A 12,922-nucleotide genomic window follows, 5' to 3' on the forward strand; every position below is an offset into this window, starting at 1 on the left:
CCCTACTTCGCTCGCCGTAGCGCGTCGGGTTTGTGCACGGCGTCGCGACCGCTCTTGTCGCTGCGGACGCGGAACTGCGGTTCGTCCTTGGATGCACGCACCGAGCGACCGGCGCTTTCGGTGTCAGAGGTGATCTTCTCTTCGACGGTTCCGGTGACAGTGCTGCCGTGGCTGCGCCACTGCACCTTGTCGCCCTTCTTGAGGTTCTCGGTCATGGTGGCGGGATACCCAGTGATGCGGAAACGATTCACGAACGAGTACGCAGATGGAAAAGCCGCTCGGCGTATTCGAGATCGTCGCGCCATAATCTGCCGGCCGCGCGCCGCATCAGAGGCGTGATCAACGCCGCGCCGCGCAGGGCGTGCGCGAATCTTGGTCTGTCCGAATGTGCGATCACCGCCTCGAGTACCGCCGCTCTCGGCAGCCCGTCGGCGCCAGGGCCCAGGGGAGTGGCATGGGTTTCCACCACACTGCCCGACCCTTCGCCGTCGATGATCCGCATGACGATCGTGCGTGGTTCGGGGCTGGTGAATTCGGCGATGACCGGGATGCCCAGTTTGCCGATCCGGAACGTGACGGCCACCAGGAAGCGGTCGGATTCCTCGGGCAGATCGTCACTCGCCGGTGGGCTACTGAGCACCTCCAGTCGCGTGAAGGAGTATGGGTGGAACCACGATCCGTGCCAGGGGTCCAATCGGTTGGCGATGATGTCGCGCGGTTCGCATGTGCCGACCAGACGTGTCACGGCGTTGATGCGATTGCCATCGGGCCGCGCGGGCACCACCGGGATTTCGGTGGGCTGCTCGCCGCCGACGTCGTCGAGCCGTACCCATGCCAGTACCCCGTCGTCGTGCGACGGTTGAGGCCGCCAGCCGAATTGGCGGCTACCGTCGAGCCGCAGTCCGTGCCACGGGCAGATCAGCGCGCCGCAGTCGATCTTGCCCGTGCTGAGATCGGCGCCGAGATGCGGACATTCGCCGGGGCCGACGTGTAACGCGCCGTCTTCGCCGCGCCACGCCGCCAGGTCCTTGCCCGCGACGCGAAGGCTGACGGGGCGGCTCCGGATGCTGTCGCTGTCGGCCACCGCGTACCAATTGCCGCTCGGCCGTCGCTGCGACCGCTCTAAAGCCGCCGTGATGACGGCGGGTTGGGCGTCGCGATACGTTGGCCGCTGCTGCGACCACTGCGTCCGTGGCAACAGCTCGAACGGGGATGTCTTCGCCCACCGTTGCGCGAACTTGTCGACGATTTTCATTGCAGCACTCGCCTTTCCCGGCCGGCCAGGCGGCGCAGCGTGGCGGACCGACCCCGCACCGGCACCGTCTGGATGTCGTGACCCGTCACCCCGAACCGCTGCAGCAGTTCGTTGGCCGCGGTCCACCCCGTGGTCGCTGCCCGTTCCATCAGCGCCACGGGCAGATCGATCCGGATGCCGTCTCCGGCCAGCACCAGGCCGTCCTGCGGGGTGACGACGCGTGGACGGTTCGCGAAGTCGCCCGGTGCGAAGCGGGGACAGTCGTTGCGGCACAGCACCTTTTCATCCACGATCTTCGCCGCGCGCGTCTCCGGGTAGATCTCGTGCAGCCGGTCCAGCAGCCGTTCGCCGTGACCCTCGCTCGACGTCGCCGCATAGGAATGCAGTTCGATGACAGAGCCACCCGTGCGGCTGACCCATTCCGCGGCCTGCCGCTCGTAGCGTTCCAGCACGCTGACGTTGTCCAACGGCGGTCGCCCACCCGTGCCGAGGAACGCAGGCCGGTCATGACGCACCGCGCTGTCGAGCCACAGTCGGTGCACGACGAACGGTGCGGCGGTTCGCAGGTCAGCGACCTGTCGCCGCCATGCCTCGTCTCCGAGGGCCGGTGACTGCTCGACGATGCGTTGCAGGGCCGTCGTATCGGTCGCCAGCACGACGCCGTCCGCGTCGTAGGTCTGCCCGGAATCGGACCGCACCGACAACCGGTTGCCTGCACCGACCGCCGTCACCGATTCGCCGGTATGGAATTGCACGCCAAGACTACCCAGATAGCCCCGCAGCGGGTTCCACAGCGCGACGTCGAAGTTGTCGTTCGCGACATCGAACACCAGGCCCTCGCTGGAACCGAGGAAATAGATGTGGAACATCGTCGCGAGTTCGGCCGCGGACAATTCGCGGGGTTCGGCGAAGAAGCTGCGGGAGAACACCTCGAAGGCGAGATGGCGGGCGGCTTCGGGGAAGTTGATGTCGCGCAGGAACGACTCGGCGTCCTGATGGTCGAGCCGGTGGTAGGTGTCGGGCACCGAGACCGCGGCCAGCGGCGCGGCGGCACGGGCGTTGAGACGCGCCATGTCCCTGAGCCGAAAGGTCGGACTGCGCAAGGCAAAAGCGAGCGCATTGAACGGGGGTGTCTGCGGCAGACCGCGAAACGTGTCGCGCCTGCCGTGCGCGTCGATCAACGGGTAGTCGTCGACGGGGGTCAGCATCTGCAGTGCGGGATCGACACGGCGCAGCAGTGAACGCAGGTTGTAGTACTGCCGGAAGAACGCGTGAAATCCACGGTTCATCGCGCCGGACGTGCCGTCGGACAGCGGTTCGGGCCAGCCGCCGACCCGGCCGCCGAGATAGGTTTCGCGCTCGATGACCTCGACCGTGACACCGCGTTCGGCCAATCCGGTCGCCGCCGCGAGCCCGGCGATGCCCGCGCCGACAACGACCACGCGCGGCGTGGGTGCCAGCCCAGCCGCATCGGGGCGTCCACGGTGGGTTCGGTGGGTCACCCGGCGGGGGTCGGTCATCGCGGCGCTTCCGCGAGGAAGGTGTGCACGATGTTGCGTTGCCAGCCGGGCATCGACGCGCTGCGCACGTTGACGAATCCGTTGTTCCGCAACCGGTTCCGGAACGCGGATGCGCCGTCGAACTCGTTGACGCTGCGGCGCAGGTATCGGTAGAGCGCGGCGTCGCCGGTGCGCAGTCGTCCGCTCGGGATGATGATCGCGGCGCACACCGCGTTCCATATCGCGGTGGCGACGCGCGAATCGCGCACCGAGTACTCGTGGATGCCCAGCGTGGCGCCGGGCTGCAGCAGCGAACCGAAGGACCGCAACTGCGCGTCGCGGTCGCCGATGTTGCGGATCAGGTAGGCGGCGAAGATGCCGTCGAACGGGCCGACGACGCCGGCGTCGGTGAGGTGTTCGATGCGACTGTGCACGAAACGCACCGACTCGGGCCACTTCTTGGACCTCGCCTGAGCGAGCATGCCCGCCGAACCATCGACCGCGACGATCTGCGCGTGCGGCGCCGCCGCCAGCAGCGCGGCAGTAGAAGCGCCGGTGCCGCAACCGGCGTCGAGCAGGCGTAACCCGCGGCCGCCGTTCGGTATTTCCATCCGCTGTGCGGAGATCCGAAGGTGCGCATGGTAGCCGGGGTTGGCGCCGACCAGTTTGTCGTAGCTTGCTGCGCCTGCGTCGAACGCGTCGGGCACATCGCGGTGGGTGAGACTCATCGGGCGTCCTTCTTCGTCTGACGTCTGCGCTGGTGCTCCCAGAGCAGCAGCACCGCGGTGACCATCGCCCACCCGAACAGGAAATCCTCGACCGGGATGTCGAGCGGAAACCGAAGTCCACTGGTGTGGCGGTCGTCGTAGATGACGATCGGTGCGGACAGTTTGGTCAGCCACCCGTCAACGAGGATCTGGAAGCCGAACACGATCGCCATCGAGATCCAGTAGCCCGCGCGACGGAACAATCCGGTACGCAGTAGGGCGAACTCGATGACGCACACCACGATGACCGCCAGCACAGCGGGCAGCGTGTAACCCAGGGCGGTCACGGGACGTGTTCTTCCAGTCGCTCGCTGCGCCGAGCCCAGCACAGGATCGTCTCGACCGCGTTGTAGGTGAGCAACCCGCACAGCGGTATCACCACGAAGAACAGGAGTTCCTCGATCGGGAGGGCGCCGGGTAATTCGATGCCGGTGACGTAGCGCGGGTTGTACGTCCAGACGTGCGCCGCGATCGCCACCGCGTCCCACAGCACGAAGATCGCCGCAACCGGTAGGACGGCGCCGGCGACGCGCCGCGGCCTGCGGTAGACGCCTTGACCGAAGAACTCCAGCGGAGCCGTTATCGCCAGACAGGTCGCCAACACGAGCAGGTACTGCCAATTGTCCATCGCTACAATCCTGCTGCCTTTGGTGCCAGGAGGCCAGCCGTCCACGCCTTGGCCAATCCGTTGGCGGCCACCTGGATTCGCCTGCCGGTGCCCACGGTGGCCCGATGGTTGAAGACGGCGAAATCAAGCTCTTCGATGCGCTCGAGGATCTCCGAGTACAGCGTCAACGCCGCCGCGATGCAGGGCCGCGAGCGGCGGGCCAGCAGCGGAATGCCCTTCTTCGCGAAGTCGTAGATGCGTCGCGTTTCGGCGTGCTGCTCTGCCAGCGCCACCCGGACCCGCTGGTCGGTGCGTTGATTCCAGTGGCACCACATCAACACGTCGCGGTCGACCTGATGGGCGGCCAGCTCGTCGGCGGGCAGATAGACGCGCCCGCGCACCAGGTCTTCGTCGACATCGCGCAGGAAGTTGGTGAGCTGGAAGGCCTTGCCGAGCGCCGCGGCGTACGGTGCGGCTTCCTCGCGCGGGCAGACGGTGCCGAGGACGGGAAGCATCTGCAGTCCGATCACTTCCGCCGAGCCGTACATGTACCGGTTCAACGCGTCGCGGTCAGGGTAGTCGGTCACCGTCAGATCCATCCGCATCGAGGCGAGGAAATCATCGAACAGTCCCCACGGTATGTCGTATCTGTGGGCCGTGTGTACGACTGCGGCAAGCGCGGGGTCGCCGTCGGTGGTGTCGTCCTGCACCAGCCGATTGAACAGCTGGGTGGTGAGCTGCTGAAGCCGGTCCGCCCGCTCGGCGACCGGCACCGACGGGTCGAGGTCGTCGAGGATGTCGTCCGCCCGCCTGGCGAATCCGTACAGTGCGTGCACCGCCGGACGTTGATGCGGCGCAAGCAATCTCGTCGCGAGGAAGAAGGTGCGACCGTGTTCAGCGTTGAGGGTGCGACAGCGCCGATAGGCGTCGCGCAGTGCCGGATCGCGGACTCCCGCGGCATCGAGTTCGGAACTGATCATTTTCTAACCACCTGTGCTGGCCGGCGGCCACTGACGACGCCGGTGATTCGGTCGGCAGCCAGCCGCCCGGAGATGAGAGCTGTCGGCACCCCTACACCGGGGACCGTCGAAGAACCCGCGAGCACCACGTTGTCGATGCCACGGATGGTGTTGGCGGGCCGGAACGGTCCGGTCTGGCCGAACGTGTGTGCCAGCGCGAACGGGGTGCCGGCCGCCATGCCTTGCCGCGCCCACCCTGCCGGGTCGACGACATGCAGCAGTTCGGCATCGACGCCCAACTGTGGCAGTCTGCGGGCGGCGACGTCGATGATCTGCTCCGCGTACGCCGCGCCGGTCGCACCCCAATCCACTGTTCCCACAGTGGTATTGGGCGCCGGCGCCAGGATATAGAGCAGGTCGCGGCCCGCAGGCGCGAGGCTCGGGTCGCCCGCGGTGGGCCTGGTGACCAACAACGACGGATCACCCATCACCCGTCCGTCGTCGATGATGTCGCGGAACGTCTGCTGCCATGCATCGCCGAAAACGATGGTGTGGTGCCCGATGTCGGCACCGGTGGCACGACAGCCGACGTGGGCGACGACCGCCGAGGGCGCGGGCCGCAGCGGTAGCACGCGCCGCGGCACCCGACCAAGCATGCGATATGTCTGGGGCAGTTCGGTGGTCAGCACGACCGCATCGGCGGGTATCCGCTCGCCCGTATCGGTGCACACTGCGCTGACTCTTCCCTGGCTGTGCTCCAAGGCGGAAACCATTGTGCCGTAATGGATGTCAACCCCTGCGTCGGACGCCGCGCCAGCCAGCGCATCGGGAAGCGCTCGCACGCCGCCGCGCGGGAAGTACACGCCTGCGACGGTGTCCATGTATGCGATCACGGCGTACACCGCCAGTGCCCGCTGCGGCGGCACACCGGCGTAGAGCGCTTGGAACGTGAACACCCGCAGCAGTCGTTCGTCGGTGATGAACCGTCGCACCATCCGCTCCCACCGCCTGAACGCGCCGATGGCCGCCAGCCTGGCCAACTGCGGGGTGAGCAACGACAGCGGTGAGTCGAAGTTGGCCGCGATGAACCCGTCGAACTCGGTCCGGTACAACCGGGCCAGCCACGAGCGCAGCCGCAGATAGCCGTCGGCCTGCTGCCTTCCGGCGAAGCGTTCGATCTCTGCGGCCATGGCGTCGCGGTCGGCGTGCACGTTCAACGCGCTGCCGTCGGCGAATGACGCGTGGTACGCGGGTTCGACCGGCATCAACGCGAGCCGGTCCGAGGTGGACTCGCCGACCGCGGCGAATGTGTCGTCGATGATGTCGGGCATCGTCAGCACGGTGGGGCCGGTGTCGAGGCGGTAGCCGTCGATGTCGAGACGGCCGACCCTGCCGCCCGGAGAGGGGTGGCGTTCGACGATGGTGACGGCGCGTCCGCGGCCCGCGAGGTGCAGCGCGGCCGACAAGCCGGACAATCCCGCTCCGACGACCACCACCCGGTCGGTGTTGCCCCCGACGGTGCGCATCAGGCTGCCCGCTCGGCGCACGTCGTGGCCATATCGGCCAGCGCCGCCCGCACCGCCACGTCGATCTGTCGGGTATCGATCCAGTCCAGTGCCCGGTCGATACGCGAATCGATCTGCTGCTCAACCCATTCCAGCGCGCCGGACGACGCGATCAGTGACCTCCACCGCCGCACGTCGTTCTCGTCGAGCGCTTCGGCGCTCATCAGTTCGCAGAGTTGACGACGAGTGGTTGCGTCGGCGAGGTGGTGGGCGGCGACCACGACGCTGGTGGCCTTCTGTTCGGTGAGGTCTCCGCCCGCCGGCTTGCCGGTGACCGTCGACACGCCGAACACGCCCAGCACGTCGTCGCGCAGTTGGAACGCCTCGCCGACCGCTTCACCGTAGTGGCCGAGCAGGGTCACGATGGCCGATCCGCAGCCCGACAGCACCGCGCCGATCTCCAGCGGGCGGCGAACGGTGTAGTTGCCCGATTTGCGGCGCGCCACGTCGAAAACGTGCGCGAGTGTCGGAAAGACACTGCTGTGATTGGTGAGGTCGGCGAACTGGCCGACCGCAAGCTCGGTGCGCATCGCGTCGTAGTGCGGCCACACCCGCGCCAGCGCGTCCTGACCGAGTCCGCTCTCTCGAAGCATCTGCTCCGCCCAGACCAGGCACAGATCGCCGAGTAGCACGGCCGCCGATTCGCCGAATCGTGCCGGGGATCCCGGTAACCCGCGCTGCTGGTGCCACTGTGCGAACGCGATATGGGCAGCCGGTCGGCCGCGACGCATGGTGGAACCGTCCATCACGTCGTCTTGCAACAAGGCGAAAGCGTGCAACAACTCGAAGCTCGCGGCTGCCTGCAGCGCCGCCTCGTCATCCGCCGCGCCGCACAACCAGCCGAGATAAGCGAATGTCGACCGCAGGCACTTGCCCCCTCCGACGAACTCCTGCAGCACGTCCACGGCGACGTCAATGCCCGCCTGGCCCAGCTCGGTGGCGCACCGAGTTGCGACGAAATCCGCGACTGACGCCAGCACATCGGCACGCAGCCGATCCCGCCAGTCCGCGGCGTTGCTTCCTAGATGGGCTTCTTGCCACGGTGCTGTCGGTGCAAAGTCGAGCACCTCACCCCGCGTGGAACCATCATTGCCGCCCAACGAGCCTCCTTTGACACCCCGCGGTTGATCTACCCGCCTTCCGGCGAACCAATCGGGCTGTGGGTGTTATACCCACTCTTGCGCGTATCGATGCATCGATTGTGCATCGAAAATGGCGGATGCGGGGGTGTCGGGTGCTGTTAGCGGGCGAGGCGCCCGGCGACCGTGACGACGCGGGTAGCTAGGTGGTCCAGCGCGTTGGTGGTGGCCTCGTCGAATTCGCTGATGTTGTCGTGGCCCGCCGTGAGGCTGACGCCGTAGGGATTGCCGTCGACGAACTTCAGCGCATCGGTGTATCCGGGCGGCACGATGATGCCGCCGAAGTGCATCAGCGTGATGTAGAGCGTGAGCAGCGTGGTCTCCTGCCCGCCGTGCGCGGTGTTGGTCGACGTGAACGCGGCGTACACCTTGTCCGCAAGCTGGCCCTGCGACCACAGGCCGCCGAGCGAGTCGAGAAAGTCGCGCAATTGCGACGACACCGAACCGAATCGCGTCGGCGATCCGAAGATCACCGCGTCGGCCCAGACGATGTCGTCGCCAGTTGCATGCGGGAGGTCCCTGGTGGCCTCGTAGTTCGCCGTCCACGCGGGGTTGTGCGCGAATGACGCGGGTTCACGCGTTTCGGCGACCGGTCTGATGCGCACCTCGGCGCCTGCGGCCTCGGCGGCCGCCGCGACGCGCCGCGCCATCGTGGTGCCATGCCCGGTGGCGGAGTAGTAGATCACGGCGAGTTTGGTCACGACACCACCCTAGGCAGGTTCGGGGCGGACCAGGGGAAGTCGATCCACCGATCGGTACGACGCCAGACGTACTCACAGTCAACTGTCGAATGCGGCTTCTGGTACACCACCGCGCACCGGGCCTCGGCGACGTGTGCGGTGCAGAAATCGCGCACCAACCGCAACGTCTCGCCGGTGTCGGCGACATCGTCGGCGATCAGCACCCGCGCGCGATCGCGAGAATCAGATCGGGTGTGAATCCGTCTGCGGCGACATCGGAAGCCAATTGCCTTGCAGCTGTGCCGAATTGCTCCCACGTCAACGCCTCGCGCGGGGTCACGGTGACAGCCTTGGCAGCTCTTTGATGCCGAATTCGCGGCGCAACACGCTGCGCGCAGCATAGTAACCAGCCATCCCGTGTACCCCGCCGCCGGGCGGTGTGGCCGAGGAGCACAAGTACACCTTCGGGATCGGTGTGCTCCACGGGTTCAGCCGTGGTGTCGGACCTGTGAACGCGTGGAACAACGTGTTGCCGCCGACGCCGATGTCGCCGCCGACGAGGTTGGCGTTGTGGTCGGCCAACCGCGATGCGGGTACCGATCGGACCGCCACCACGATGTCCCGGAAACCGGGCGCGAACCGCTCGAAAATTCTTGTCACGGTCTCCCGCTGGTCGATCGGAGAACCCGAAGGCACGTGCGCGTAGGTCCACAGCGGGCGTCTGCCTTCGGCGTCGATGCGGCTCGTGTCGGCGAGATGCGGCAACGCCGCAAGCACCATCGGCCATTCCGGATGACGACCCGCGGCGGCTTCCCGCTCGGCATGCGCCATCTGCTCGCGCGTGCCACCCATGTGCAGCGTCGGGGCGTCGGCCAGTCGTGGTTCGGTCCAGGGGATTTCGTCGGACAGCACGAAATCGACCTTCGCGACACCGGGCCCGAAGCGGTAGCGCCGCAGGGCCTTTGCATAGCGGGTGGGCAACCGGTCGCGGTAGATCGACAGCAGCGCGGTGGGTGCGGTGTCGAAAAGCGCGACTCCTGAAGGGGGTTCGGTGATCTCCTGACCGGACGTCACCGTACCGCCGTGCGCCTTCAGATCCGCGATCAGCGCGTCGGGGATGGCTTGGCTGCCGCCAACGGGTATCGGCCAGCCGACAGTGTGTGCCAAGGTGGCCAGCATCAGTCCCGCACCGGCGGAAACCAGCGACGGCATCTGCGAAATGGTATGTGCTGCAACACCGGTGAACAAAGCCCGGGCGTCGACTCCGCTCAGTGCCCGCCAGGCTGGAGTGCCCTGCTCGAGCAGCCGTCGAGCAACCGCGAACGCGGCGATCAGATCGGTGGTCGGAATCGAACGCTTGTCGCCGAGCAGCACTTTGAGCACCGCGTCGTCGCGTTGGACGAGCGGGCCGAGCAGGCGACGCCACGACTCGCCGTCGGTGAGCTCCGCGCAGGTGCGGTCCAGGTCGTGGTAGCCGACGGCGGACGGTTGGCCGGGCAGCGGGTTCGCATACGCCACTTCCGGGACCTTCAATGTCACGCCGCGGGCAGGCAGGTCGAACTCGGCGAGAAACGGTGAGGCCAGCGCCAGCGGATGCACCGCCGAACAGATGTCGTGCGCCACCCCGGAGAACTCCGGATCGGCCAGGGTGCGCGCGCCGCCGCCAAGGGTGGGTTGCGCCTCGAAGACCTGCACTGACAGCCCGGCCCTTGCGCAGATGACAGCGGCCGCCAGGCCGTTGGGGCCACTACCGACGACGGTGACGTCCACCTCAGTATTGAAGCCCACTACGCTCTGTGAACGTGAGTCTTCCCGTTGTGTTGATTGCCGACAAACTGGCTGAATCGACGGTCGCCGCGCTCGGCGACCAGGTAGAGGTCCGCTGGGTCGACGGCCCGGACCGAGAGAAGCTGCTGGCAGCGGTTCCGGACGCCGATGCGCTGTTGGTGCGCTCGGCGACCACCGTCGACGCCGAGGTGCTGGCCGCCGCACCCAAGCTCAAGATCGTCGCCCGCGCAGGCGTCGGCCTGGACAACGTCGACGTCGACGCCGCCACCGCCCGCGGTGTGCTGGTGGTCAACGCGCCGACGTCCAATATTCACAGCGCGGCCGAGCACGCCTTGGCGCTGATGCTGGCCGCCGCGCGGGAGATCCCCGCGGCGGACGCGTCGCTGCGCGAGCGCACCTGGAAGCGGTCGAAGTTCTCCGGCACCGAGATCTACGGCAAGACGGTCGGCGTGGTGGGGTTGGGCCGCATCGGTCAACTGGTAGCGCAGCGACTGGCCGCGTTCGGCACCCACGTCGTCGCGTACGACCCGTATGTGTCGGCGGCGCGCGCCGCACAGTTGGGGATCGAATTGCTGACCCTCGACGAGCTGCTGGCGCGGGCCGACTTCATCTCCGTGCATTTGCCGAAGACTCCGGAGACCGCCGGGCTGATCGGCAAGGAGGCGCTGGCCAAGACCAGGCCAGGGGTGATCATCGTCAACGCCGCCCGTGGCGGTCTGGTCGACGAGGAGGCGCTGGCTGACGCGGTGCGGTCCGGGCATGTGCGCGCGGCGGGCATCGATGTGTTCGCGACGGAGCCCACCACCGACAGCCCGTTGTTCGAACTGCCCCAGGTGGTCGTCACGCCGCACCTGGGCGCATCGACCGCCGAGGCGCAGGACCGCGCGGGCACCGACGTCGCCGAGAGCGTGCGGCTGGCGCTTGCCGGTGAGTTCGTGCCCGACGCGGTCAATGTCGGTGGCGGTGTTGTCGGTGAAGAGGTCGCACCGTGGCTCGATCTGGTCCGCAAACTCGGCGTGCTCGTCGGCGTGCTGTCCAGTGAGCTGCCCGTGTCGCTTGCGGTTCAGGTTCGCGGCGAGTTGGCCTCCGAACAGGTTGAGGTGCTGCGACTTTCGGCGCTGCGCGGACTGTTCTCGGCTGTCATCGAGGACCCGGTGACGTTCGTGAACGCGCCCGCGCTGGCCGCCGAACGTGGTGTGCAGGCCGAGATCAGCACGGCTACCGAGAGTCCCAACCACCGCAGCGTCGTCGATGTGCGGGCGGTGTACGCCGACGGTTCGACGGCCAACGTCGCGGGCACGCTGTCAGGGCCGCAGCAGGTCGAGAAGATCGTCCAGATCAACGGCCGCAACTTCGATCTGCGCGCTGAGGGTGTTTACCTGATCGTGAACTACATAGATCAGCCCGGCACGCTCGGCAAGATCGGCACCCTGCTCGGCAGCGCCGACATCAACATTCACGCGGCTCAACTCAGCGAGGACGCCGAAGGGCCCGGCGCAACCATCCTGCTGCGCGTCGACCGCGACGTTCCCGCCGACGTTCGCGCCGCGATCAGCGATGCCGTCGGCGCCAAACTGCTGGAAGTGGTGGACCTGTAATGAAACTGGCGATCATTGCCGGCGACGGCATCGGCCCCGAGGTCATCGGCGAGGCGCTCAAGGTCCTCGACGCGGTGGTGCCCGGCGTCGAGAAGACGAACTACGACCTCGGCGCGCGGCGCTACCACGCCACCGGCGAGGTGCTGCCCGACTCGGTGATCGACGAGTTGCGGGACCACGACGCGATCCTGCTCGGCGCCATCGGTGACCCGTCGGTGCCAAGCGGTGTGCTGGAACGAGGCCTGCTGCTGCGCATCCGGTTCGAACTCGACCACCATGTCAACCTGCGCCCGTCGCGGTTGTACCCCGGTGTCGAGAGCCCTCTGGCCGGTGACCCCGACATTGATTTCGTTGTCGTCAGGGAGGGCACCGAAGGTCCGTACACCGGCAACGGCGGAGCGATCCGGGTCGGCACGCCACACGAGATCGCCACCGAAGTCAGCGTCAACACCGCGTTCGGCGTCCAGCGTGTCGTACACGACGCGTTCCGCCGCGCGCAGCAGCGCCGCAAGCATCTGACGCTGGTGCACAAGAACAATGTGCTGACGTTTGCAGGCGCCTTGTGGTGGCGCACGGTGCAGGAGATCGCTGGGCAATACCCCCATGTGGAGATCGCGTATGAGCATGTGGATGCGGCGACGATTCACATGGTGACCGACCCCGGCCGGTTCGACGTGATAGTCACCGACAATCTGTTCGGCGATGTCATCACCGATCTTGCCGCCGCTGTGTGCGGTGGGATCGGGCTCGCCGCGAGCGGCAACATCGATGCGACGCGGAAGAATCCGTCGATGTTTGAACCCGTTCACGGCAGCGCGCCGGACATCGCCGGCCAGGGCATCGCCGATCCGACCGCGGCGATCATGTCGGTGGCGCTGCTGCTGTCCCACGTCGGTGAACACGACGCCGCGGCCCGAGTGGACAAAGCCGTCGAGCAGCATCTCGCCACCCGGGGCGACGAAAAGCTGACCACCACACAGCTTGGCGAGCGGATCGCGGCCAGCCTCTAGACGTGGCGACGCTGTCTCGGCAGTGCTGGTTGTTCGCGATCGGGTCGACGTTGTT

Annotated in this window: 13 protein-coding genes and 1 pseudogene; 2 read left to right on the top strand and 12 right to left on the bottom strand. The window is 67.2% G+C overall.

What is annotated here, in order from left to right; all coding sequences use genetic code 11:
* Window positions 1–2: 2 nt before the first annotated feature.
* The 12 genes and pseudogenes from A5724_RS13495 to A5724_RS33725 form a co-directional block, all read right to left on the bottom strand.
* Window positions 3–215: a DUF2945 domain-containing protein gene (locus A5724_RS13495; protein ID WP_067802180.1), complete on the bottom strand. Its 213-nt coding sequence runs from the start codon at window positions 213–215 to the stop codon at window positions 3–5.
* Window positions 216–247: 32 nt separating this feature from the next.
* Window positions 248–1,255 carry a DUF5914 domain-containing protein gene (locus A5724_RS13500; RefSeq protein WP_067802183.1) on the bottom strand — a complete coding sequence of 336 codons (1,008 nt, stop codon included), beginning with the start codon at window positions 1,253–1,255 and terminating at the stop codon, window positions 248–250.
* The gene (locus tag A5724_RS13505; protein ID WP_067802186.1) at window positions 1,252–2,775 is read right to left on the bottom strand and encodes an FAD-dependent oxidoreductase; all 1,524 of its coding nucleotides are present in this window, start codon (window positions 2,773–2,775) and stop codon (window positions 1,252–1,254) included. The genes A5724_RS13500 and A5724_RS13505 overlap by 4 nt, the downstream gene beginning before the upstream one ends.
* Window positions 2,772–3,482 (bottom strand): class I SAM-dependent methyltransferase, encoded by a 711-nt coding sequence (locus A5724_RS13510; protein WP_067802189.1) that lies wholly within the window; start codon window positions 3,480–3,482, stop codon window positions 2,772–2,774. The genes A5724_RS13505 and A5724_RS13510 overlap by 4 nt, the downstream gene beginning before the upstream one ends.
* Entirely contained in the window at window positions 3,479–3,808 is a 330-nt protein-coding gene (locus tag A5724_RS13515) for a lycopene cyclase domain-containing protein (RefSeq protein WP_067802192.1), read from the bottom strand. The genes A5724_RS13510 and A5724_RS13515 overlap by 4 nt, the downstream gene beginning before the upstream one ends.
* A complete protein-coding gene (locus A5724_RS13520; RefSeq protein ID WP_067802195.1) occupies window positions 3,805–4,149 on the bottom strand; it encodes a lycopene cyclase domain-containing protein in 345 nt (114 codons plus the stop codon). The genes A5724_RS13515 and A5724_RS13520 overlap by 4 nt, the downstream gene beginning before the upstream one ends.
* 2 nt (window positions 4,150–4,151) lie before the next feature.
* Entirely contained in the window at window positions 4,152–5,108 is a 957-nt protein-coding gene (locus A5724_RS13525; RefSeq protein ID WP_067802198.1) for a phytoene/squalene synthase family protein, read from the bottom strand.
* Entirely contained in the window at window positions 5,105–6,613 is a 1,509-nt protein-coding gene (gene crtI, locus A5724_RS13530; protein ID WP_067802460.1) for a phytoene desaturase family protein, read from the bottom strand. Before crtI ends, A5724_RS13525 begins: the two co-directional genes overlap by 4 nt.
* Entirely contained in the window at window positions 6,613–7,752 is a 1,140-nt protein-coding gene (locus A5724_RS13535; RefSeq protein WP_369830635.1) for a polyprenyl synthetase family protein, read from the bottom strand. Before A5724_RS13535 ends, crtI begins: the two co-directional genes overlap by 1 nt.
* A gap of 140 nt (window positions 7,753–7,892) precedes the next feature.
* Window positions 7,893–8,492 (bottom strand): NAD(P)H:quinone oxidoreductase, encoded by a 600-nt coding sequence (gene wrbA, locus A5724_RS13540; RefSeq protein ID WP_067802201.1) that lies wholly within the window; start codon window positions 8,490–8,492, stop codon window positions 7,893–7,895.
* A pseudogene (locus A5724_RS33720) lies at window positions 8,489–8,811 on the bottom strand (phosphoribosyltransferase). The gene wrbA and the pseudogene A5724_RS33720 overlap by 4 nt, the downstream one beginning before the upstream one ends.
* Window positions 8,808–10,241, bottom strand: a complete 1,434-nt coding sequence (locus A5724_RS33725; protein ID WP_197518646.1) for an NAD(P)/FAD-dependent oxidoreductase — start codon at window positions 10,239–10,241, stop codon at window positions 8,808–8,810. The pseudogene A5724_RS33720 and the gene A5724_RS33725 overlap by 4 nt, the downstream one beginning before the upstream one ends.
* Window positions 10,242–10,273: 32 nt before the next feature.
* Between A5724_RS33725 and serA the strand changes: the two genes are divergently transcribed.
* Window positions 10,274–11,857, top strand: a complete 1,584-nt coding sequence (gene serA / locus A5724_RS13555; protein WP_067802463.1) for a phosphoglycerate dehydrogenase — start codon at window positions 10,274–10,276, stop codon at window positions 11,855–11,857.
* Window positions 11,857–12,867 carry a 3-isopropylmalate dehydrogenase gene (locus A5724_RS13560; RefSeq protein ID WP_067802206.1) on the top strand — a complete coding sequence of 337 codons (1,011 nt, stop codon included), beginning with the start codon at window positions 11,857–11,859 and terminating at the stop codon, window positions 12,865–12,867. The genes serA and A5724_RS13560 overlap by 1 nt, the downstream gene beginning before the upstream one ends.
* Window positions 12,868–12,922 lie beyond the last annotated feature (55 nt).

The organism is Mycobacterium sp. ACS1612, assembly GCF_001667505.1.
Taxonomy (GTDB): domain Bacteria; phylum Actinomycetota; class Actinomycetes; order Mycobacteriales; family Mycobacteriaceae; genus Mycobacterium.